General features: G+C 70.0%; 18 protein-coding genes. 8 read left to right on the top strand and 10 right to left on the bottom strand.

Translation table 11 applies throughout. From position 1 onward, the window contains the following. Nucleotides 1-36: 36 nt before the first annotated feature. Nucleotides 37-816, bottom strand: coding sequence for a TOBE domain-containing protein (locus AVS7_RS02785; protein ID WP_020226996.1), 780 nt, complete (start codon nt 814-816; stop codon nt 37-39). A gap of 59 nt (nt 817-875) precedes the next feature. Here AVS7_RS02785 and modA point away from each other — a divergent pair, with 59 nt between their 5' ends. The 5 genes from modA to AVS7_RS02760 all read left to right on the top strand — a co-directional run bounded on the left by modA (nt 876) and on the right by AVS7_RS02760 (nt 6,140). Beyond that, the gene (modA, locus tag AVS7_RS02780) at nt 876-1,640 is read left to right on the top strand and encodes a molybdate ABC transporter substrate-binding protein (protein ID WP_020226995.1); all 765 of its coding nucleotides are present in this window, start codon (nt 876-878) and stop codon (nt 1,638-1,640) included. A 92-nt stretch (nt 1,641-1,732) separates the two neighbouring features. Continuing rightward, nucleotides 1,733-2,416 carry a molybdate ABC transporter permease subunit gene (gene modB, locus AVS7_RS02775; RefSeq protein ID WP_020226994.1) on the top strand — a complete coding sequence of 228 codons (684 nt, stop codon included), beginning with the start codon at nt 1,733-1,735 and terminating at the stop codon, nt 2,414-2,416. After that, on the top strand, nt 2,413-3,489 hold the full coding sequence (gene modC, locus AVS7_RS02770; RefSeq protein WP_020226993.1) for a molybdenum ABC transporter ATP-binding protein: 1,077 nt from the start codon (nt 2,413-2,415) through the stop codon (nt 3,487-3,489). Before modB ends, modC begins: the two co-directional genes overlap by 4 nt. A gap of 200 nt (nt 3,490-3,689) precedes the next feature. Then, on the top strand, nt 3,690-4,307 hold the full coding sequence (locus AVS7_RS02765) for a TRAP transporter small permease subunit (RefSeq protein ID WP_020226992.1): 618 nt from the start codon (nt 3,690-3,692) through the stop codon (nt 4,305-4,307). A 21-nt stretch (nt 4,308-4,328) separates the two neighbouring features. Next, nucleotides 4,329-6,140 (top strand): TRAP transporter large permease subunit, encoded by a 1,812-nt coding sequence (locus AVS7_RS02760; RefSeq protein WP_020226991.1) that lies wholly within the window; start codon nt 4,329-4,331, stop codon nt 6,138-6,140. A 173-nt stretch (nt 6,141-6,313) separates the two neighbouring features. Here the strand turns inward: AVS7_RS02760 and AVS7_RS02755 are convergent, their stop codons facing one another. From AVS7_RS02755 to xseB, 4 genes are all read right to left on the bottom strand, one after another. Beyond that, a complete protein-coding gene (locus AVS7_RS02755) occupies nt 6,314-7,396 on the bottom strand; it encodes a TRAP transporter substrate-binding protein (protein ID WP_020226990.1) in 1,083 nt (360 codons plus the stop codon). A 144-nt stretch (nt 7,397-7,540) separates the two neighbouring features. Further along, on the bottom strand, nt 7,541-9,424 hold the full coding sequence (gene dxs / locus AVS7_RS02750; RefSeq protein ID WP_020226989.1) for a 1-deoxy-D-xylulose-5-phosphate synthase: 1,884 nt from the start codon (nt 9,422-9,424) through the stop codon (nt 7,541-7,543). Between the two features lie 81 nt (nt 9,425-9,505). Beyond that, on the bottom strand, nt 9,506-10,387 hold the full coding sequence (locus tag AVS7_RS02745; protein WP_020226988.1) for a polyprenyl synthetase family protein: 882 nt from the start codon (nt 10,385-10,387) through the stop codon (nt 9,506-9,508). Then, entirely contained in the window at nt 10,387-10,629 is a 243-nt protein-coding gene (gene xseB / locus AVS7_RS02740; protein WP_024000846.1) for an exodeoxyribonuclease VII small subunit, read from the bottom strand. The genes AVS7_RS02745 and xseB overlap by 1 nt, the downstream gene beginning before the upstream one ends. 238 nt (nt 10,630-10,867) lie before the next feature. On the opposite strand from xseB, the gene AVS7_RS02735 reads away from it, so the two are divergent. The 3 genes from AVS7_RS02735 (at nt 10,868) to AVS7_RS02725 (ending at nt 13,945) form a co-directional block, all read left to right on the top strand. Next, on the top strand, nt 10,868-12,007 hold the full coding sequence (locus tag AVS7_RS02735) for an aromatic ring-hydroxylating dioxygenase subunit alpha (protein ID WP_024000845.1): 1,140 nt from the start codon (nt 10,868-10,870) through the stop codon (nt 12,005-12,007). 88 nt (nt 12,008-12,095) lie between these two features. Beyond that, the gene (locus tag AVS7_RS02730; protein WP_020226985.1) at nt 12,096-13,007 is read left to right on the top strand and encodes a DMT family transporter; all 912 of its coding nucleotides are present in this window, start codon (nt 12,096-12,098) and stop codon (nt 13,005-13,007) included. Between the two features lie 38 nt (nt 13,008-13,045). Beyond that, nucleotides 13,046-13,945 carry a sulfurtransferase gene (locus AVS7_RS02725; RefSeq protein WP_020226984.1) on the top strand — a complete coding sequence of 300 codons (900 nt, stop codon included), beginning with the start codon at nt 13,046-13,048 and terminating at the stop codon, nt 13,943-13,945. Between the two features lie 102 nt (nt 13,946-14,047). On the opposite strand, the gene AVS7_RS02720 is transcribed toward AVS7_RS02725, so the two are convergent. The 5 genes from AVS7_RS02720 to AVS7_RS02700 form a co-directional block, all read right to left on the bottom strand. Then, a complete protein-coding gene (locus tag AVS7_RS02720) occupies nt 14,048-15,484 on the bottom strand; it encodes an NAD-dependent succinate-semialdehyde dehydrogenase (RefSeq protein ID WP_020226983.1) in 1,437 nt (478 codons plus the stop codon). A gap of 136 nt (nt 15,485-15,620) precedes the next feature. After that, nucleotides 15,621-17,042, bottom strand: coding sequence for an efflux transporter outer membrane subunit (locus AVS7_RS02715; RefSeq protein ID WP_020226982.1), 1,422 nt, complete (start codon nt 17,040-17,042; stop codon nt 15,621-15,623). A 26-nt stretch (nt 17,043-17,068) separates the two neighbouring features. Continuing rightward, nucleotides 17,069-20,302, bottom strand: a complete 3,234-nt coding sequence (locus tag AVS7_RS02710) for an efflux RND transporter permease subunit (protein WP_020226981.1) — start codon at nt 20,300-20,302, stop codon at nt 17,069-17,071. Nucleotides 20,303-20,332: 30 nt separating this feature from the next. After that, nucleotides 20,333-21,574, bottom strand: a complete 1,242-nt coding sequence (locus tag AVS7_RS02705; RefSeq protein ID WP_020226980.1) for an efflux RND transporter periplasmic adaptor subunit — start codon at nt 21,572-21,574, stop codon at nt 20,333-20,335. Between the two features lie 123 nt (nt 21,575-21,697). After that, nucleotides 21,698-22,552, bottom strand: a complete 855-nt coding sequence (locus tag AVS7_RS02700; RefSeq protein WP_034689803.1) for an alpha/beta hydrolase — start codon at nt 22,550-22,552, stop codon at nt 21,698-21,700. Between the last annotated feature and the right edge of the window lie 93 nt (nt 22,553-22,645).

Here is a 22,645-nt window from a genome sequence, read left to right as displayed (position 1 = left end):
AGAAATGCCTATGTATAAACGCCTACGTAACTTGTGCTAGGCGATGGCCAGCGCCACGGCCGACTCGTCGACCGCCATCACCACGCGCGAGCGTGCGCGCAGCGGCGACCCGGCGGGCGCGAAGCCCACCATCTGCACGCCGGCGGCCAGCTCCGCCGCCACCTCGTCACCCAGCTCGCCGCGCGACACGCGCGTGGCGCGGCCGGGCCAGTGGTTCTCCTGCGCCGCGGGGGCGTCTCCTTCGGCCAGGGCGCGCACGGCCGTGGCCTTGCACAGCGCCTGCACCGGCGTGCCGGCGGCCAGCCCCAGCAGCTCGGCGCTCTCCACCGTGATGCGCGCCACCACGGCCAGAGCGTCGTCCACGGAGCGCAGGTGCACGCGCACGATCCGGCCCTGCGCCTGCATGCCCTGCACGGTGCAGGGCCATTGGTTGCGCATGCTGGTGCGCACCGACAGGCGCGCGGCCGCCACCTGCAGCGGAGCGCGCGCCGCGTCGCCCTGGCGCAGGCCCGCCGCCACGGCGGCGCGCGCCTGGCGCATGGCATCGGCGGCGGCCAGCAGCTCGTGCCCGGCCGGCGTGAGCCGCGCGCCGCCGCCGCCCACGCCGCCCACGGCGCGCGCCACGAGCGGCACGCCGGCCAGGTTGGTGAGCGTATCCAGCGCCTGCCAGGCGGCCTTGTAGCTCACGCCCACGGCCCGCGCGGCCTGCGAGATGGAGCCGCCCTGCGCGATCTGGCGCAGGATGTCGATGCGCTTGTCCGCCAGGCCGTGGCCCAGCGCGTCCAGGAAAGAGGATGACTGCATGGCGCCGATCATGCCCCCACCCATGGCTATACTCAGCGCTATTCATATATGGAATAGCGAGGTCTTCCACCGTGTCTCCCGTTTCCCTGTGCAAGCAATCCCTCTCCGTCCTGGGCCTGGCCCTGGTGGTGGCGCACGGCGCCCATGCCGCCGAGGTGCAGGTGGCCGTGGCCGCCAACTTCACCGCGCCCATGCAGAAGATCGCCGTGCTGTTCGAGCAGGACACGGGCCACAAGGCCGTGCTGTCGTTCGGCGCCACCGGCAAGTTCTACGCCCAGATCGCCAACGGCGCGCCCTTCGGCGTGCTGCTGGCAGCCGACGACACCACGCCCGAGAAGATCGGCAAGGAAGGCCTGGGCATTGGTGCCACGCGCTTCACCTACGCCATCGGCCAGCTGGTGCTGTGGAGCAAGCAGCCCGGCTACGTGGACGCCGAGGGCAAGGTGCTGGCCAAGAGCGACTGGAAGCACATCGCCATCGCCAACCCCAAGCTCGCGCCCTATGGCCTGGCCGCCATGCAGACGCTGGACAAGCTGGGCCTCACGCCCCAGGTGCAGCCGCGCGTGGTGACCGGCGAGAACATCGGCCAGACCTACCAGTTCGCCGCCTCGGGCAACGCGCCGCTGGGCTTCGTGGCGCTGTCGCAGGTGATGGAGGACGGCAAGCTGCGCGAGGGCTCGGCCTGGGTGGTGCCTGCGGGCATGCACGAGCCGATCCGCCAGGACGCCATCGTGCTCAAGCCCGGCCAGGGCAACGAGGCCGCCGCGGCGCTCATGCAGTACCTGCGCGGCGACAAGGCGCGTGCCATCATCAAGTCCTACGGTTATTCTTTCTGATAGCGCCTTGCGCTTGATCCGCAAGGGTTTCGGCATGTTTTCATGCCGAAACCCTTTTGCATGAAGCGCAGCCAGCTCTTTTTCTAATAGCATTGAGCCCTTCCCTCCTCAGCCCCGAAGACTGGGCCGCCATCCGGCTGACGCTGGAGCTGGCGGGCATCACCACCGTGCTGCTGCTGGCGCTGTGCACGCCGCTGGCCTGGTGGCTGGCGCACACGCGCTCGCGCTGGCGCGGGCCAGTGGGCGCGGTGGTGGCGCTGCCGCTGGTGCTGCCGCCCACGGTGATCGGCTTCTACCTGCTGGTGGCCATGGGGCCGCACGGGTTCATCGGCCACCTCACCGACGCGCTGGGGCTGTCGCGCCTGCCGTTCACCTTTCCCGGCCTGGTCATCGGCTCGCTGGTGTATTCGCTGCCCTTCGCGGTGCAGCCGCTGCAGCGCGCCTTCGAGGCCACGGGCCGCCGCCCGCTGGAGGTGGCTGCCACGCTGGGCGCGGGGCCGCTGGACCGGTTCTTCACCGTCGCCCTGCCGCTGGCGCGGCCGGGCTTCATCACCGCCGCCATCCTGAGCTTCGCGCACACGGTGGGCGAGTTCGGCGTGGTGCTCATGCTGGGCGGCAACATCCCTGGCGTGACGCGCGTGGTGTCGGTACAGATCTACGACCACGTGGAGGCCATGGAATACGCCCAGGCGCACTGGCTCGCGGGCGGCATGGTGGCGTTCTCGTTCGTGGTGCTGATGCTGCTGCACTGGCTGCAGCCGAAAGGAGCGCGATGAGCGGCATCCACGCCCGCCTGCGCCTGGAGCGCCCGGACTTCCTGCTGGACGTGGACCTGCGCCTGCCGGGCCACGGCGTCACCGCGCTCTTCGGCCCCTCGGGCTGCGGCAAGACCACCTGCCTGCGCGCCGTAGCGGGGCTGGAGCGCTCCCAGGGCAGCGTGCAGGTCAACGGCGAGACCTGGCAGGACGACGATGCCCGCCACTGGCGGCCCACCCACCAGCGCGCGCTGGGCTACGTATTCCAGGAAGCCAGCCTGTTCGCCCACATGAACGTGCAGCGCAACATGGAATACGGCCTGCGCCGCCTGCCGTCGCAGCAGCGGCGCGTGTCGCTGGAGCAGGCGGTGGACCTGCTGGGCCTGGGCGCGCTGCTCGCGCGCATGCCGCACACGCTGTCGGGCGGCGAACGCCAGCGCGTGGCCATCGCCCGCGCACTGGCCACCAGCCCGCGCGTGCTGCTCATGGACGAGCCCCTGGCCGCGCTGGACGCCGCGCGCAAGGCCGAGGTCATGCCCTACCTGGAGCGCCTGCACCGCACGCTGGACATTCCCGTGCTCTACGTCAGCCACTCCCTCGACGAGGTGGCGCGCCTGGCCGCGCACCTCGTGCTCCTGGACCAGGGTCGCGCCATCGCCCAGGGCCCCACCGCCGCGCTCATGGCCCGGCCCGACCTGCCCCTAGCGCACGGCGAGGGCGCCGCCGCGCTGGTCCAGGGCCGCGTGCTGGCGCACGACGCGCACGACCACCTGCTCACCGTGGCCTTCGGCGGCGGCCAGCTGCAGGTGGTGAGCCCGCGCGCCTACGCGCCGGGCGAGCCGGTGCGCCTGCGCGTGCCGGCGCGCGACGTGAGCCTGGCACGCACGCGCGCGCCCGACAGCAGCATCCTGAACCTGCTGCCCGCGCGCATCACCCACGTGGCGCCCGACGGCCCGGGCCAGGCGCTGGTGCAACTCGACGCGGGCGGCACGGCGCTGCTGGCGCGCATCACCCAGCGCTCGTGCGGCGCGCTGGCGCTGGCCGAGGGGCAGGAGGTGTTCGTGCAGGTGAAGGGCGTGGCGCTGGTGGAGTAGGCGTATTCCCCGATTGCTATGCAAGCCATAGCGCCGCACCGGCATGAAACCAAGCCTTTGCCCCCAAAACGCCCATACCCGGCCGGCAGCCGGGATGCGCGGAATCCTTAGAATGGCGCCCTTGTAAAAGTTTGTCCGGCCCTTGCACCACCCCTGCACGCGGCCGGATGCGCGCACCCGGCCGTTTTCTTGGAGACACCATGCAGGCTCTACTCGCGCTCTCACGAGCGATCGACAGGCTCAACGCCTTCGTCGGCAAATATTCCATCTGGCTGATCTTTGCCGCCACCTTCATCAGCGCAGCCAACGCCATCGTCCGCAAGGCGTTCAACTACAGCTCCAACGGCTTCCTCGAAGTGCAGTGGTATCTGTTCGCCTGGTCGTTCCTGATCGCGGCCGGCTGGACGCTGCTCAACCGCGAGCACGTGCGCATCGACGTGATCAACAGCCGCCTGTCCAAGAAGGCGCAGGTGTGGATCGACATCGTGGGCTTCGCCCTCTTCCTCACGCCGCTGTGCATCACCATCCTGTGGCTGAGCGTGCCGGAGGTCATCCAGAAATACACGTCGGGCGAAATGTCGGGCAACCCCGGCGGCCTGATCCGCTGGCCGGTGTGGGTGGCGATCCCCGTCGGCATCACGCTGCTGATGCTGCAGGGCTGGTCCGAGCTCATCAAGCGCATCGCCTTCCTCACCGGCGACGGCCCCGACCCCATGGGCCGGCTGGCCGACAAGAGCGCCGAGGAAGAGCTGGCCGAGGCCCTGCGCGCCGAGGCCGACAAGAAACAGGCCGAGGCCCTGGCCGCCGCACAACGCTAACGAGCCGCAGGACCACCGACCATGGAATTCATTACCGCCAACTACGCCCCGATCATGTTCGCGGGGCTCATCGCCTTCCTGCTGCTGGGCTTTCCCGTCGCGTTCAGCCTGGGCGCCTGCGGCCTGCTGTTCGGCTTCGCCGGCATCGAGCTGGGCGTCTTCCCCTCCTCCGTGATGGCCTGGCTGCCCCAGCGCCTGATCGGCATCATGGCCAACGACACGCTGCTGGCCGTGCCCTTCTTCACGCTCATGGGCCTGGTGCTGGAGCGCAGCGGCATGGCCGAGGACCTACTCGACACCGTCGGGCAGGTGTTCGGCCCGGTGCGCGGCGGCCTGGCGCTGGCCGCGATCTTCGTGGGCGCGCTGCTGGCCGCCACCACGGGCGTGGTGGCCGCCTCCGTGATCTCGATGGGCCTGATCTCGCTGCCCATCATGCTGCGCTACGGCTACGACCGGTCGCTCTCCAGCGGCGTGATCGCCGCCTCGGGCACGCTGGCGCAGATCATCCCGCCCTCGCTGGTGCTGATCCTCATGGCCGACCAGCTCGGCAAGAGCGTGGGCGAGATGTACAAGGGCGCCTTCATCCCCGGCTTCATGCTCATGGGCCTGTACGTGCTGTGGGTGGTGATCCTCGCCATCTTCAAGCCCAAGGCCGTGCCGGCACTGCCGCCCGAGGCACGCATCTACCGCGAGGACAACGGCAGCTCCGGCTACACCTCGCTCGCCGTGGTGATGGGCCTGTCCACCGCCGTCGCCATCTTCCTGGCCGCGCACATGGCCGACGTCCACACCTGGTGGACGGGCACGGAAGTGCTGGACGTGCCCACCGACGAGAAGATCGTCACCGCCATGTGCGGCGGCACCTTCATCGCCTTCGTGCTCGCCAGCATCAACCGCGTGTTCAAGCTGGGCCTGCTCTCGCGCCTGGCCGAGCGTGTGACGTTCGTGCTGATCCCGCCGCTGCTGCTGATCTTCCTGGTGCTGGGCACCATTTTCCTGGGCATCGCTACGCCCACCGAGGGCGGCGCCATGGGCGCCATGGCCGCGCTGGTGATCGGCTTCGCGCGCAAGCGCCTGGACATGAAGCTGCTGCAGCAGGCCCTGGCCTCCACCACGCGCCTGGCCAGCTTCGTGATGTTCATCATGATCGGCGCCACCACCTTCAGCCTGGTGTTCCAGGCCGCCGACGGCCCGAAGTGGGTGGAGCACCTGCTGACCAGCCTGCCCGGCGGCCAGGTGGGCTTCCTGATCGTGGTGAACGTCATGATCTTCTTCCTGGCGTTCTTCCTGGACTACTTCGAGCTGTCCTTCATCGTGGTGCCGCTGCTGGGCCCCGTGGCCGAGAAGATGGGCATCGACCTGATCTGGTTCGGCGTGCTGCTGGCCATGAACATGCAGACCTCGTTCATGCACCCGCCGTTCGGCTTCGCGCTGTTCTTCCTGCGCTCCGTCGCGCCCGACAAGCCCTACGTGGACCGCGTGACGCAGAAGGTCATCCAGCCGGTGACCACCATGCAGATCTACAAGGGCGCGGTTCCCTTCGTGTTCATCCAGCTCGTCATGGTGACCACGCTCATCGCGTTCCCCGGCATCGTCACCGGCTCGCTCGACAAGAAGGTGGAAGTGAACATGGAGGCCGTGAACAGCCAGATGATGGATGCGCTCAAGAGCGAGGAAAGCTACGGCGACCCGGACAGCAACCCCTTCGGCGAGTCCAGCGAGCCCGCCGAGCCGGCCGAGGCCGAAGGCGCCGGGCCCGCAGCCTCCGACGCGGCGGAGGGCGGCTATGGCTCAGACGACCCGGCCAAGGACCTGCTGCAGCAGAGCAAGTAGCCTCGCGCAGGCTCCCCGCGAGCCCCGGCCCTGCCGGGGCTTTTTTTATGCCGAATCGGGCTGCAGCGCTTATCCATCAAGCGCAAGCAGCTCCATTTTCAATAGCAGAACAGCCATGAAAAAAGCCGCAGCGGCTGCTGCGGCTTCGTGGGCGCGGAGAACGCGCGCGGCGGTCAGATCTTGACCGAGTTCATGTACTGGTTGAACGGGAACTCCGAGAAGCGGTTCCACAGGATCTGGTCGCGCTGGAAGGCGCGCATGTCCTGGTGGATCTTCTTGAACTCGGGCGACTTGGCCTCGTGCTCCTTGAACACTTCCATCGCAGTCTTGAAGCCTGCGTCGATCACGGCCTTGGGGAAGGCCTTGAGCTGCGTCTTGTTGGCCACCAGGCGCTTGATGGCCTGGGGGTTCAGGAACTGGTACTTGGAAGTCATGTCGGCAGCGGCCACGCGCGTGGCCGCGTCCAGGATGGCCTTGTTCTCGGGCGACAGGGCGTTGTACTTCTTGATGTTGATGAAGAACTCCAGGTCCGCGCCGCCTTCCCACCAGCCAGGGTAATAGTAGAACGGCGCCACCTTGTTGAAGCCCAGCTTCTCGTCGTCGTAGGGGCCGACGAACTCGGCGGCATCCAGCGTGCCCTTCTCGAGCGCCTGGTACACGTCGCCGGCGGGCATGTTCTGCGCCACCACGCCCAGCTTGGCCATGGACTCGCCGAACACGCCGCCGCCCAGGCGCATCTTCAGGCCCTTGAGGTCGGCCACGGTCTTGATTTCCTTGCGGTACCAGCCGCCCATCTGGGTGGTGGTGTTGCCGGCGCTGGCGGTCTTGAAGTTGTACTTCTCGAAGAACGCGTCCAGCAGCTTGCGGCCGTTGCCGTGGTCCTTCCAGGCGTTGTTCTGCAGCGTGGTCAGGCCGAAGGGCACCGCGCAGCTGAAGGCGAAGATCGGGTCCTTGCCGGTGAAGTAGTAGGCGGCGGTCTGCGCCATGTCGATGGTGTCGGCCTGCAGGGCGTCCACCACGCCGAAGGCGGGCATCAGTTCGCCGGCGGGGTGCACCGAGATCTCGAACTTGCCGCCCGACAGGGCCTTGACGGTTTCAGAGAGCTTTTCCGCGCTGCCGAAGATCGTATCCAGGGACTTGGGAAAGCTGGAGGCGAGGCGCCAGCGCACGGCCGCTTGCGCGTGCACGGCGGGGGCTACGCCAGCGGCGAGCACGCCTGCCAGACCGGCCTGCTTGATGATTGAACGACGATCCATGGATTGATTCTCCGAAGTGATGAGTAGCAAACAAAACGGCGGCACGCGCCATGTGCGGCCGCCGACACCCACTTTTTGAGTGGATTCAAATTGTAGAAACTCGCCCGCTTGCCTCCCGTGCGGGTTTCCACCGAAAGAAACGTTTCATGCGGCCGCGCGCGCCGGCTGCTGCGCGCCGAAGCGCGCACGGATGGAACGCTCGATGCCCTGCGCATCCAGCCCCTGCAGCGCCAGCAGCTTGGCCGGGTCGCCATGCTCGATGAACGCATCGGGCAGGCCCAGCTGCAGCACCGGGCACTGCACGCCCGCGGCGTTCAGGGCCTCGGCCACCGCGCTGCCCGCGCCACCCATGGTGCAGCCCTCCTCCACCGTCACCAGCGCGTCGTGGCCGGCGGCGACGGAGAGCAGCAGCTCGGTGTCCAGCGGCTTGGCCCAGCGCATGTTGACCACCGTGGCGCCCAGCGCCTCGCCCGCCTCCAGGGCGGGATAGAGCAGCGTGCCGAAGGCCAGGATGGCGATGCGCGCGCCCTTGCGGCGCACCTCGCCCTTGCCGAAGGGCAGGCCCTCCAGGCTCGCCAGCGGCTGCACGCCCACGCCGGCGCCGCGCGGGTAGCGCACGGCCACGGGGTGGTCCTGCTCGAAGGCGGTGGTGAGCAACTGGCGGCATTCGCGCTCGTCGGCCGGGCAGGCCATGCTCATGTTCGGGATGCAGCGCACGAAGGCGATGTCGTAGGCGCCCGCGTGCGTGGCGCCGTCGGCGCCGACGAGGCCCGCGCGGTCGAGCGCGAAGACCACGGGCAGGTTCTGCAGCGCCACGTCGTGGATGAGCTGGTCGTAGGCGCGCTGCAGGAAGGTGGAATAGATGGCGACCACGGGTTTGACGCCCTCGCAGGCCATGCCGGCGGCGAAGGTCACGGCGTGCTGCTCGGCGATGCCCACGTCGTAGTAGCGGCCTGGGAAGCGCTGCTCGAACTCCACCATGCCCGAGCCCTCGCGCATCGCGGGCGTGATGCCGACCAGGCGCTCGTCCTTCGCGGCCATGTCGCACAGCCACTGGCCGAAGACCTGGGTGAAGGTCTGCTTCGGCGGCGTGGCGGGCTTGACCAGGCCCACGCGCGGGTCGAACTTGCCGGGGCCGTGGTAGGCCACGGGATCGGCCTCGGCGAGCTTGTAGCCCTGGCCCTTCTTGGTGACCACGTGCAGGAACTGCGGGCCCTTGAGGCCCTTGATGTTCTCCAGCGTGGGGATGAGCGAATCGAGGTCGTGCCCGTCGATGGGCCCGATGTAGTTGAAGCCGAATTTCTCGAACAGCGTGGCGGGCACCACCATGCCCTTGGCCTGCTGCTCCAGGCGCTTGGCGAGTTCGAGCAGCGGCGGCACGGGCCGCAGCACGCTCTTGCCCACGTCGCGCGCCTTGGCGTAGAACTGGCCGCTCATGAGCTGGGCGAGGTAGCGGTTGAGCGCGCCCACGGGCGGGCTGATGCTCATGTCGTTGTCGTTCAGGATCACGAGCAGGTTGGCGTCGGCCACGCCCGCGTTGTTGAGCGCCTCGAAGGCCATGCCGGCGGTCATCGCGCCGTCGCCGATCACCGCGATGGCGTGGCGGTCCTCGCCCTTCTGCTTGGCCGCCAGCGCCATGCCCAGCGCGGCCGAGATGCTGGTGGACGAGTGCGCGGTGCCGAAGGTGTCGTATTCGCTCTCGGCGCGCTGCGGAAAGCCCGACAGGCCGCCGAACTGGCGCAGTGTAGACATGCGCTCGCGCCGGCCGGTCAGGATCTTGTGCGGATAGGTCTGGTGGCCCACGTCCCACACCACGCGGTCGCGCGGCGTGTCGAACACCGCGTGCAGGGCGATGGTCAGCTCCACCGTGCCGAGGTTGGACGACAGGTGCCCGCCGGTTTTGGACACGCTCTCCAGCACGTAGGCGCGCAGCTCGGTGGCCAGGCTCTTGAGGTCGGCGCGCGGGAGCCGGCGCAGGTCGGCCGGGTCGTTCACGCTTTCGAGCAGCGGGTAGTTCGTCGTGGACATATGCTATGTTTTCCGTAGCTGTTTGCGCTTGCCACATAAGCGCTGGAGGCCAATTTGACTTCCAGAGCCGTCCTTCTATCTTCAGTGCGAACGGTGCACCACCATGTCGGCCAGCGCCGCGAGGGCGCGCGTATCTTGCAGGCCGCTGCCCTCCAGCGCCGCGCGCGCGTCGGCCAGCAGCGCCCGGGCATGCGCCTTCGCGGGCTCCAGGCCCATGAGCGACACGTAGGTGGGCTTGTCGCTCGCCGCGTCCTTGCCCGCCGTCTTGCCCAGCGTGGCGGAGTCCTGCGTCACGTCGAGGATGTCGTCCACCACCTGGAACGCCAGGCCCACGGCCGCGCCGTACTGCGCCAGCGCCTGCTGCGCCCGCGCATCGGGCTGGCCGCAGGCCGCACCCATCACTACGCTGGCCTGCAGCAGCGCGCCGGTCTTGAGGCGGTGCATCTGGCGCAGCTCTTGCTCGCCCAACTGCCTGCCCACGCTGGCCAGGTCGATGGCCTGGCCGCCGGCCATGCCGTCGGCGCCGGCAGCCAGCGCCAGCAGGCGGCACAGCCGTGCCTGCATCGCGGGGGGCACACCGTCCTCGGGCGTGAGCAGCGCGAAGGCCAGGGCCTGCAGGGCGTCGCCCGCCAGCAGCGCCTGGGCCTCGCCGAAGCGCACGTGCACCGTGGGCTTGCCGCGGCGCATCACGTCGTTGTCCATGCAAGGCATGTCGTCGTGCACCAGCGAATAGGCGTGGATCAGCTCCACGGCGCAGGCAGCGCGCAGCGCGGCCTCGCCCTGCCCCTGCACGGCCTCGCAGGCCGCCAGCACCAGCAGCGGGCGCAGGCGCTTGCCGCCGTCGAGCACCGCGTAGCGCATGGCTTCGCCCAGGCCCGCGGGCGCTTCGACGCACACCCAGCGCGACAAGGCGTCTTCCACCTGCGCCAGCTGGCGCTCCATCCAGGGGGTGAGATCGAACATCACTCTTGCGTCCACGGCTGCAGCGCCCCCTCGTCCAGCACCTTGATCTGGTTCTGCACGGCCTCCAGGCGCTTGCGGCAGAACTCCAGCAGCACCGCGCCGCGCTGGTAGCCGGCGAGCATCTCGTCCAGCGGCAACTGGCCCGATTCGATGCGGCCCACGAGCTGCTCCAGCTCCTCCAGCGCGGCTTCGTAGCTGGCGGGATCAGGCAATGGCGAAGGGGCGGCGGGGGCCTTGGGCATGGGGTGGGGAAGCGCCGGGCGCGCGAGTGGAAACCGCCGATTTTAGGCGCAGCCCCCGCACGGCCCCGCCGCGCGGGCAGGCAATACACATACCGCAGGCGCGGAAATAACCCCACCACCTATAATCCCATTCCTTTCACCGCGAACCGGCTACGGAGTCTTCCTGGGCCGGTTTCGTTTTTTCAGCTCCGTGCGCAACCGCACCCTCCCTGTGGGGAGTCTTTAGGTCAGGTCACCCATGTCTGATTTAAGTCTTCAACTGCAGCAGGCCGCAAGCCAACTTCCAGTTTCCAGCTATTTCGACGAAGCGCTGCTGCGGCGCGAGATGGAAACCATCTTCCAGCAAGGGCCCCGCTACGTGGGGCACACCTTGAGCGTCCCCGAACCCGGGGACTACTACGCCCTGCCCCAGGAGGGCGAGGGCCGCGCGCTGGTGCGCAACGCGCAGGGCCAGGTCGAGCTCATCTCCAACATCTGCCGCCACCGCCAGGCGGTGATGCTCAAGGGACGCGGCACACTGCAGGGCCAAGGCAAGGGCCACGCGGGCGGCAACATCGTCTGCCCGCTGCACCGCTGGACGTATTCGCCCAAGGGCGAGCTGCTGGGCGCGCCGCACTTCGCCCACGACCCCTGCCTGAACCTCAACAACTACCGGCTGCGCGAGTGGAACGGCCTGCTGTTCGAGGACAACGGGCGCGACATCGCCTTTGATCTGGCCGGCATGGGGCTGGAGCGCGCGCTGTCGTTCGACGGCTACACGCTCGACCACGTGGAGCTGCACGAGTGCAACTACAACTGGAAGACCTTCATCGAGGTCTATCTGGAGGACTACCACGTCGGCCCGTTCCACCCCGGCCTGGGCAACTTCGTGACCTGCGACGACCTGCGCTGGGAGTTCCAGAAGGAATACTCGGTGCAGACCGTGGGCGTGGCCTCCACCTTCGGCAAGCCGGGCTCCGACATCTACAGGAAGTGGCACGAGGTGCTGCTCAAGTACCGCGAGGGCAAGATGCCCGAGCGCGGCGCGATCTGGCTCACCTACTACCCGCACATCATGGTGGAGTGGTACCCGCACGTGCTCACCGTCTCCACGCTGCACCCCATCGGCGTGGACAAGACGCTGAACATGGTGGAGTTCTACTACCCCGAGGAAATCGTCGCCTTCGAGCGCGAGTTCGTCGAGGCCCAGCGCGCCGCCTACATGGAGACCTGCATCGAGGACGACGAGATCGCCGAGCGCATGGACGCGGGCCGCAAGGCCCTGTGGCAGCGCGGCGACAACGAGGTCGGCCCCTACCAGAGCCCCATGGAGGACGGCATGCAGCACTTCCACGAGTGGTACCGCGCCCGCCTGGGCGGCGCCGTTCCCCAGGCCTGATCCACGGCACCCCCCTTTTTGCTACCACAACCATAGCTGCCAGCGCTTATCCAGCAAGCGCTGGTGGCTTTTTTCGTATAGGTTTCCCATGCAAGCGCTCTGGATGGTATTGGCGGCGTTCCTGTTCGCCAGCATGGGGGTGTGCGTCAAGTTCGCCTCGGCGCACTTCAATTCGGCCGAGCTGGTGTTCTACCGCGGCGCCGTCGGCATGGCGGTGCTGTGGTGGCTGGCACGCTCGCAAGGCGTAGGCCTGGCCACGCGCTACCCCGGCATGCACGCCTGGCGCAGCCTGATCGGCGTGGTCTCCATCGGCGCCTGGTTCTACGCCATCGCCCACCTGCCCCTGGCCACGGCCATGACGCTCAACTACATGAGCAGTGTGTGGATCGCGGCCTTCCTCGTCGGCGGCGCGCTGATGACGTGGTGGCCCTCCAGCCGCGAGCCGCGCCCGCCGCTGCAGGTGCCGCTGGTGCTCGCCGTGCTCGCGGGCTTCGGCGGCGTGGTGATGATGCTGCGCCCCAGCATCAGCGAAAGCCAGGGCTTCGCCGCACTCATCGGCCTGTGCTCGGGCCTCACCGCCGCGCTGGCCTACATGCAGGTGGTGGCGCTGTCGCGCCTGGGCGAGCCCGAGACGCGCACCGTGTACTACTTCGCCGCCGGCTCGGCCGTGGCCGGCGGCGCCGCCATGGCGGTCACCGGCATGTCGCCCTGGCCCGGCTGGCCCGCACTGTGGCTGCTGCCGCTGGGGCTGCTGGCCGCGCTGGGGCAGCTGTGCATGACCCGCGCCTACTCGCGCGCGCTCACGCCGCGCGGCACGCTGGTGGTGGCCAACCTGCAGTACTCGGGCATCGTCTTCGCCAGCATCTACGGCGTGGCGCTGTTCGGCGACCAGATGCCGCTGATCGGCTGGGCCGGCATGGCGCTCATCATCGCCAGCGGCATCACCGCCACCATCCTGCGCGCCCGCGCCGCACCCAACACGCCAGCCGAAGAGCACTGACACAATGGGGGCTTCGACGCTCCCTTCCGTGTGCCCCCATGCCCTTCACCACGCTGATCTCCGTCTCCGAACTGCAGGCCCTCATGCGCAGCGGCCAGCCGCTGATGGTGTTCGACTGCAGCTTCGACCTGGCCCAGCCCTCGCTGGGCGCGGCGCAGTACCGCGAGGCCCACATCCCCGGCGCGCTGCATGCCGACCTGGACAAGGACCTGAGCGCCAAGCACGGCGCCCCAGGCCGGGGCGGCACCATCACCGCCTCGGCGGCCGACGAGCCGGCCTCGGGCGGGCGCCACCCGCTGCCCAACCGCGAGCGCTTCGCCACCTGGCTCTCGGGCATCGGCTTCGCCAACGACATGCAGGCTGTGGTCTACGACCGCAACGGCGCCAACTACTGCGGGCGCCTGTGGTGGATGCTCAAGTGGGCGGGCCACGACGCGGTGGCCGTGCTCGACGGCGGCCTGCAGGCCTGGAAGGCCGCGGGCGGCGCGCTGGCCAGCAGCGAGGAGCCCGCGCGCTTCCAGTCCAACTTCGCGCTGGGCGCGCCGCTGCGCCGCCTTGTGGGCGCGCAGGACGTGCTCGCGCACCTGGGCCAGGAAGGGCAGACTATCGTCGATGCCCGCGCCACGCCGCGCTACCTGGGCGAAACCGAGCCGCTGGACCCGGTAGCCGGCCACATTCCGGGCGCGCTCAACCGACCCTTCGGCCTGAACATCGGGCCGGACGGGCGCTTCAAGAGCGCCGAGCAGCTGCGTTCCGAGTTCCAGGCCCTGCTGGGCGCACGGCCGCCCGCCACCGTGGTGCACCAGTGCGGCAGCGGCGTGAGCGCCATCCCCAACCTGCTGGCCATGGAAATCGCAGGCCTGGGCCCCACGCAGCTCTTCGCGGGCAGCTGGAGCGAGTGGTGCAGCGACCCGAGCCGGCCCGTGGAACGCGGCTGAAATCAACGCCACCCCCTGAGACGCTTCGCGTCTTCCCCCTGCTCTCGGCTTCGCCGGGCAGGGGGACGCAGCCAGCGCGCAGCTATGGATAACTGAGCTGTTTCAGACGTTCGTGATCGAGATCGCGCGCGTGTTCAGGCAGGCCTCCAGCGCCTCCGGCCCGCCCTCGGAGCCGTAGCCCGAATCCTTGATGCCGCCGAACGGCAGCTCCGCGGACGGGCTGGCGGGCTGGTTGATCCACAGCATGCCCACCTCCACGCGCTGCGAGAGCAGGTGCGCGTTCTTGAGCGAGCGCGTGTAGGCGTAACCGGCCAGGCCGTAGGGCAGGCGGTTGGACTCGGCGATGGCGTCCTCCAACTGCGTGAAGCCGCGCACCGAGGCCACGGGGCCGAAGGGCTCTTCGTTGAAGATACGGGCGCTGGTGGGCACGTTGTCGAGCACCGTGGGCGCGAAGAAGTTGCCCGCGCTGCCGATGCGCTCGCCGCCGGTGCACATGGTGGCGCCCTGCTGCAGCGCATCGCCCAGCAGGTCGGCCATGGCGGCCACGCGGCGCGGGTTGGCCAGCGGGCCCATCTGCGTGCCCTCGGCCAGGCCGTCGCCCACCTTCAGGCCCTGGGCATGGCGCGTGAGCGCCGCCACGAAGTCTGCGCGCACGCTCTCGTGCACCAGGAAGCGCGTGGGCGCGATGCAGACCTGGCCCGCATTGCGGAACTTGGCGCCGCCGGAGGCCTTGACGGCCAGTTCGATGTCGGCGTCCTCGCAGACGATCACCGGGGCGTGGCCGCCCAGTTCCATGGTCACGCGCTTCATGTGCTGGCCGGCCAGGCCCGCCAGCATCTTGCCCACGGGGGTGGAGCCGGTGAAGGTGACCTTGCGCACGATGGGGTGCGGGATCAGGTAATTGGAGATCTCTGCCGGGTTGCCGTAGACCAGACCCACCACGCCGGCGGGCACGCCCGCGTCGGCGCACGCACGGATCAGCTCGGCCGGGCTGGCGGGCGTTTCCTCGGGCGCCTTGACCAGCACCGCGCAGCCCGCCGCCAGCGCCGCACCCAGCTTGCGCACGACCTGGTTGATGGGGAAGTTCCACGGCGTGAACGCGGCCACCACGCCCACCGGGTCCTTCACCACGAGCTGGCGCACGGCCAGGCTGCGCGAGGGCACGATGCGGCCGTAGACGCGCATGCCTTCGTCGGCGAACCATTCGATGATGTCGGCGGCGGCCATGGCCTCGATGCGCGCCTCGGCCAGGGGCTTGCCCTGCTCCTGCGTGAGGATGGCGGCGATGGCGTCGGCGCGCTCGCGCATCAGCGCGGCGGCGCGGCGCATGGTCTTCGCACGCTCGATGGCGGGCAGGTCGCGCCAAGTCTCGAAGCCCTTCTGGGCCGCGGCCAGCGCACGGTCCAGGTCGGCGGTGCCCGCATGCGCCACGCGGCCGATTTCCTGGCCGGTGGCCGGGTTGACGACGGGCAGCGTGCGGCCGTCGGCGGCGTCCTGCCATTCACCGGCGATGAAAAGGCGCGTGTCGGGATAGGTCATGCGGTGGCTCCTGTGTACTGAGAAAAGGAAGAGAAGAAGCGCGAGCAGGGCCGGCAGGCCCCGCATCGGCGGCAGCGGGCACTATAGAACGCATCACCCGTCCATGCAGACCCGCGCGCGCAAATCCCTGTCTGCCTCAGCCGGCGCTGTCCCAGCCCCCGCCCAGCGCACGGATCAGCCCCACCGTGGCGGTGTACTGCGCGGTGCGCACCTGCAGCGCCTGGCGGCGGTTGCGCAGCTCGCTGCGGCGCGCGTCCAGCAGTTCGAGCTGGCTCACCAGGCCGTTGCGGTAGCGCGAATCCGACAGTTGCGTGGCGCGGGCGGCCGACTGCACGGCGCGGCCCTGCGCCTCGGCCTGGCCGGCCAGCAGGCGCAGCGCGCTGAGCTGGTCCTCCACCTCGCGGAAGGCCGTGAGCACCTGCCCGCGGTGCGCGGCCAGCGCGCCGTCGAGCCGGGCGCGCGCGCCCTCTTCCTGCGCAGCGCGCTGGCCGCCGTCGAAGATCGGCAGCGACAGCAGCGCGCCGATGCCCCACGATCGTGCCGACCACTTGAACAGGTCACCCAGCTGGGGCGACGCGAGGCCGCCCTGGCCGGTGAGCGTGATGGCCGGGAACCACGCGGCCTGCGCCACGCCCACGCGCGCCTGCGCGGCGAGCACCGTGGCCTGGGCGGCGGACACGTCGGGCCGGCGCGCGAGCACCGTGCCCGGCACCCCCGGCGGGATCACGGGCAGCACGGTATCGCCCGCCGCCGCCGGCACCGCGAAGCCGCTGGCCACTTCGCCCACGAGCACGGCGAGCGCGTGCGCCAGCAGCGCCTGCTGGCGCTCCAGCGCAAGCGCCTCGGACTCGGTGGCCGCCACCTCGGTCTGCACGCGGGCCACGTCGAGTTCGGCCACGTCGCCCGCCTGGTAGCGGCGCTGCGTGAGGCGCAGCGTGCCCTGGTAGGCGGCCAGGCTTTCATCGACCAGCGCGCGCTCGGCCTGTACGACACGCAGCTGCAGGTAGGTCTGCACCACGTCGGCCTGCACCATGAGCCGCGTGCTCTGCAGGAGCGCGTCGCGTGCCTGCGCATCGAGCCGCGCCGCGTCGCTGGCCTGCGAGAGCCGGCCGAACAAGTCCAGCTCGTACGACACGTTGAGCCCTGCCGTGGCCAGCGTGGCTGGCTCGGCACTGCCCGTGGTGGAGGCGCCCGCCTGGCGCGACACGCCAGTGGAGGCGCCCACCTGCGGCGCCCGGTTGGCGTCGGCCGAGCGCAGCAGCGCTCGCGCCTCGGCGAGCCGCGCGGCGGCCTCCTGCACGGTGGTGTTGCCGTCGCCGGCACGCTCGACCAGGTTGCTCAGCACCGGGTCCTGGAAGCCCAGCCACCAGGCGCCGCGCGGCTGCGCTTCGGCCGGCGGCGCGGTGGTCCAGGCCGCGGTGCCGTCCGCGCTGAACGTGGCCGGCACGGCCACGCCCGCGTGCTCGGGCGGCGGGGCCAACGGGGTGCCCATGCAGCCGGCCAGCACCAGGGCCGCGGCGAGCGGCGCCAGCCGGTTCAGGAAAGGAAAGGGAAACATCGTCGTCATGGCAAAGGAACTCCTGCTCATTCGTGCGGCCCGCGCGGCGCGGCCAGCACGGGGCGGGCCACGGCGCCGAGGCCGGCTTCTTCCGTCAACGGCGCCGTGTGGCTGCCGTGCTGCTGCAGCGGCCGGTTGCCGGCCATGCGGCGCAGCGCCACGTAGAACACGGGCGTGAGGAACAGGCCGAAGGCCGTCACGCCGATCATCCCGGCGAACACCGCCACGCCCATGGCGCTGCGCATCTCGGCGCCCGCGCCGGTGGACAGCACCAGCGGCAGCACACCCATCACGAACGCCAGCGAGGTCATGAGGATGGGGCGCAGCCGCAGGCGGCTGGCCTCGATGGCGGCCTGCACCGGCGTGCGGCCGGCGAATTCCAGCTCGCGCGCGAACTCCACGATCAGGATGGCGTTCTTGGCCGACAGCCCCACCAGCACGATGAGCCCGATCTGCGTGAACACGTTGTTGTCGCCGCCCGAGAGCCACACGCCCGTCATGGCGGCCAGCAGGCCCATGGGCACGATGAGGATGATGGCGATCGGCAGCGTGAGGCTTTCGTACTGCGCGGCCAGCACCAGGAACACCAGCAGGATGGCGATGGGAAACACCAGCACGGCGGAATTGCCGGCCAGGATTTCCTGGTAGGTCAGTTCGGTCCATTCGAAGGAGATGCCCTGCGGCAGCGTCTCGGCGGCGACGCGCTCCACGGCGGCCTGCGCCTGGCCCGACGACCAGCCGGGCGCGGGCCCGCCGTTCACGTCGGCCGCCAGGAAGCCGTTGTAGCGCATGGCGCGCTCGGGGCCGAAGCTGGGTTCGATCTTCATCAGCGCCGACAGCGGCACCATCTCGCCCGTCGTGGAGCGCACCTTGAGCAGGCCCACGTCCTCGGCGCGCGCGCGGTAGGCCGCGTCGGCCTGCACGCGCACGCTGTAGGTGCGGCCAAACTGGTTGAAGTCGTTGGCGTACAGGCTGCCCAGGTAGATCTGCAGCGTCTCGAAGATGTCCGTCACCGGCACGCCGAGCTGGCGCGCCTTGGTGCGGTCGATGGCGGCGTAGAGCTGCGGCACGTTGACCTGCCAGCTCGTGAACAGGCCGGCCAGCTCGGGCGCCTGGTAGGCCTTGGCCATGAAGGCCTTCACGGCCGCATCCATGGCCTCGTAGCCCAGCGATGCGCGGTCCTCGATCTGCAGCTTGAAGCCGCCCGTAGTGCCCAGCCCGGCCACCGGCGGCGGCGGGAACATGGCGATGAACGCGTCCTGGATGCTGCCGAACGCCTGGTTGAGCTGCCCGGCCACCGCGCCGCCGCTCTGGTCGGCGCGCGTGCGCTCGGCGAAGGGCTTGAGCGTGGCGAACACGATGCCGGCGTTGGAGCTGTTGGTGAAGCCGTTGATCGACAGGCCCGGGAAGGCGATGGCGTCCTCCACGTTGGGGTTCTGCTTCATGATCTCGCCCATGCGGCGGATCACGTCGTCGGTGCGGTCCAGCGTGGCGCCGTCGGGCAGTTGCGCGAAGCCGATCAGGTATTGCTTGTCCTGCGCGGGCACGAAGCCGCCCGGCACGGCCTTGAACAGGCCCCAGGTGACGCCCACCAGCGCGAGGTAGACAGCCAGCATCAGCGCCTTGCGGCCGACGACGCGGCGCACGCCGCCGCTGTAGGCCTCGGAGCCGCGGTGGAATACGCGGTTGAAGCGGCGGAAGAAGCCGCCGAACACGCGGTCCATGCCGCGCGTGAGCGCGTCCTTGGGCTCGTGGTGGCCCTTGAGCAGCAGCGCGCTCAAGGCGGGCGACAGGGTGAGCGAGTTGATGGCCGAGATCACCGTGGAGATGGCGATGGTCACCGCGAACTGGCGGTAGAACTGCCCCGTGAGCCCGCTGATGAAGGCCAGCGGCACGAACACCGCCACCAGCACCAGCGCGATGGCGATGATGGGACCGGACACCTCGCGCATGGCACGGTAGGTGGCCTCGCGCGGGGTCAGGCCCGCCTCGATGTTGCGCTCCACGTTCTCCACCACCACGATGGCGTCGTCCACCACGATGCCGATGGCCAGCACCAGGCCGAAGAGCGACAGTGCGTTGATCGAGAAGCCCAGCAGGTGCAGCACGGCGAACGTGCCCACCACCGACACCGGCACGGCCAGCAGCGGGATGATGGAGGCGCGCCAGGTCTGCAGGAACAGGATCACCACGATCACCACCAGCGCCACGGCCTCCAGCAGCGTCTGGATGACGGACTTGATCGACGCCCGCACGAACTGCGTCGGGTCGTAGGCGATGCGGTATTCCACGCCCTCGGGCATGCTGCGCTGCAGTTCCGCCATGGTCTCGCGCACGTTGGCGGAGATGTCGAGCGCGTTAGAGCCCGGCGCCTGGAACACGCCCATGCCCACGGCCGGGTCGTTGTTGAGCAGCGAGCGCAGCGAGTAGTCGGCCGCGCCCAGCTCCAGCCGGGCCACGTCGCGCAGGCGCGTCACCGCGCCATCGGCACCGGTCTTGACGATGATGTCGCCGAACTCCTCCTCGGTCGTGAGGCGGCCCTGCGCGTTGATCGACAGCTGCATGTCCACGCCCGGCAGCCCGGGCGACTGGCCCACCACGCCGGCGGCGGCCTGCACGTTCTGGCCGCGGATGGCGGCCACCACGTCGCCGGCCGAGAGGCCGCGCTGCGCCACCTTCTGCGGGTCGAGCCAGGCGCGCATGGAATAGTCGCCGCCGCCGAAGATCTGCACCTGGCCCACGCCCTGGATGCGCGCGAGGCGGTCCTTCACGTTGAGCACGGCGTAGTTGCGCAGGTAGTCGATATCGTAGCGGCCGTTGGGCGAGACCATGTGCACGACCATGGTCAGGTCCGGCGCGCTCTTGACGGTGGTGATGCCGAGGCGCCGCACCTCCTCGGGCAGGCGCGGCTCGGCCTGCGAGACGCGGTTCTGCACCAGCTGCTGCGCCTTGTCGGGATCGGTGCCCAGCTGGAAGGTGACGGTGAGCGTCATCACGCCGTCGGTCGTGGCCTGGCTGCCCATGTAGAGCATGCCCTCCACGCCGTTGATGGATTCCTCCAGCGGCGTGGCCACGGTCTCGGCGATCACCTTGGGGCTGGCGCCGGGGTAGGTGGCACGCACCACCACCGAGGGCGGGGCGACCTCGGGGTACTCCGAAATCGGCAGCGCGCGCAGCGCGATCAGGCCGGAGAGGAAGATGAGCACCGACAGCACGCCCGCGAAGATCGGGCGGTCGATGAAGAAGCGGGAGAGGTTCATGGTGTTCTTGTCTTTCTAGCCACGGCGCGCTCAGGCGGCGGGCTGCCTGGGCGTGGCGCGCGCCTGCGCGCCTTCGCCCGCCAGTTCGGCCTTGGCGGCCATGGGCACGTCCTGCGGGGCGACCTGCGCGCCGGGGCGCACGCGCTGCAGGCCGTTGACGACGATGCGCTCGCCGGCCTTCAATCCGGAAGTGACGATGCGCAGCCCGTCCACGGGCGCGCCCAGCTGTACCTCGCGGTACTCGGCCTTGTCGCCCTCGCCGACCACCATCACGAACTTCTTGTTCTGGTCGGTGCCCACGGCGCGCTCGTTGATCAGCACGGCCTGCGTGCTGCGCGCCTGGCCCATGCGGATGCGCGCGAACTGGCCCGGCATGAGGGCGCCGTCGGCGTTGTCGAACACCGCCCGCACGCGCACCGTGCCGCTCCTCGCGTCCACCTGGTTGTCGATGAGCTGCAGGTGCCCCGCGTGCGGCGTGCCGCCCGTGGTGCCCGTGCCCATCTGCACCGGAATGCTCTCGATTGCGGTGCGTGCGCTCTTGCCGGAGCGCAGGCCTTCGAGCGCCCGCGCGACGATCTGCTCGTCGGTGTCGAAGCTCGCGTAGATCGGGCTCACCGAGACCAGCGTGGTCAGCACCGGCGCGCCGGCGCCCGAGGCCACGAGGTTGCCCACGGTGACCTCGATGCGGCCCACGCGGCCCGCCACCGGGGCGCGCACCTGCGTGTAGCCCAGGTTCAGCCGCGCGGTCTGCAGCGCGGCCTGCGCGGCGCGCAGGTTGGCGTCGGCCTCGCGCTGGGCGTTCACGCGCTCGTCGTGCTCGCGCTGGGCGATGGCGCGCTCCTCCCACAGGCGCGCGGCGCGTTCCATCTCGCTGCGCGTGTACGACACGCGGGCCTGCGCCGCGACGACCTGCGCCTCGGCCCGGTCCACCTCGGCCGCGTAGGGCGCCGGGTCCACGGTGAAGAGCAGGTCGCCCTGCTTCACCAGCGCCCCTTCGCGGAAGTGCACGGCCTGCACGGCGCCGGGCACGCGCGGGCGCACGTCCACGCGCTGCACGGCTTCGAGCCGGCCGGAGAATTCGTCCCACAGGGCGATGTCCTGCTGCAGCACCGCTGCCACGGAAACGGGAACGGCGGGGGGCGCGGCACCTTCGGCGGGCGCTTCGGCATGCGAGCTCTGCAGCCCGAAGACCGCGCCGCCGGCGATGGCGGCGGCCGCACCGGCGGCGGTCCACCAGCGGCGGCGGGACGATGAGAAAAGTGGCGAGTTCATGGTGATTCCTCCGTGTCTTCCAAATCAACGAAATGCGGTAAATGCAGGCAACGCTCCTCCCTCCGGCACGGAAGGCCGGAAAAGCAAGCAGGAGAAAAGCGCCGGGTGGTGTAAGGCGGGGTGTCAGGCCTCAGGCATCGCCGAGGGCGGACATCGGGTGGCCTCGAAGAACAGACGGAGCTGCTCCTGCACCTGCGCCGAGCAGGGGCAAGGGTTCGCTCGGGGCTGCAGCAGCGCCTCGGGCCACTGTTCCACCTGCGTGAAGATGTGGCGCGTGACGGAAAGCCCGGCCGCCTCCAGCCGCGCGGCATAGGCCAGGGCCTCGTCGCGCATGGGGTCTGCGTCGCCCACCAGCACCAGCGTGGGCGGCAGGCCCGCCAGCCGCTGGGCGGTGCCGGGCACGGCGTACGGGTGCTCGGCATCGCGCGCGCAGCGCAGGAACTTGAGCCAGCCGTCGGCCCACTTGCATGCCGTGGATTCGCCCGTGGCCGCGCGCAGCGACGGGGTGCCCACGCAGGGGTCGAGCATGGGCGACAGCAGGATCTGCCCCGCCAGCGGCGGATGCGACTGGTCGCGCGCCATCAGGCACACGCCGGCCGCCAGGTTGCCCCCGGCCTCCTCGCCCGCCAGGTACACGGGCGCACCCTGGCCGGCCAGCCGCGCACGGCGCTTGAACGCCCACTTGAGCACGGCGTAGCCCGTTTCCAGCGGCTGGGGGAACGGGTGCTCGGGCGACAGCGGATAGGCCACCGACACCACGCGCGCGCCAGCGGCCTCCAGCAGCCCGCCCACGGTGCAGCCGTTGTCGAGATCGCCCGACACGAACGCGCCGCCGTGGAAATGCACCACCAGCGGCAGCACCTCGCCCGCCTTCTTGCGGCCGTACAGGCGTACGGCGACCTCCTGCCCCTTGGCCACCTCAATGGTGGCGTCGGTGCAGACGGATGGCGATGACGATGGCGGTGGGAGCTTGGACATGGCGGAGACCGGCAGGACCGGGTGATGGAAATGTAGGCGCGCGGCCACCCACGATAAACCAGCGAAATGCCGCCGCAGTGTTTCCGATTGCCG

Origin of the sequence: Acidovorax sp. MR-S7 (assembly GCF_000400995.2) — a bacterium.
In the GTDB taxonomy this organism is placed as follows: Bacteria; Pseudomonadota; Gammaproteobacteria; order Burkholderiales; family Burkholderiaceae_C; genus MR-S7.
The sequence above is the reverse complement of the archived record's forward strand: the minus strand, read 5'-3'. Positions and strand labels throughout refer to the sequence as shown.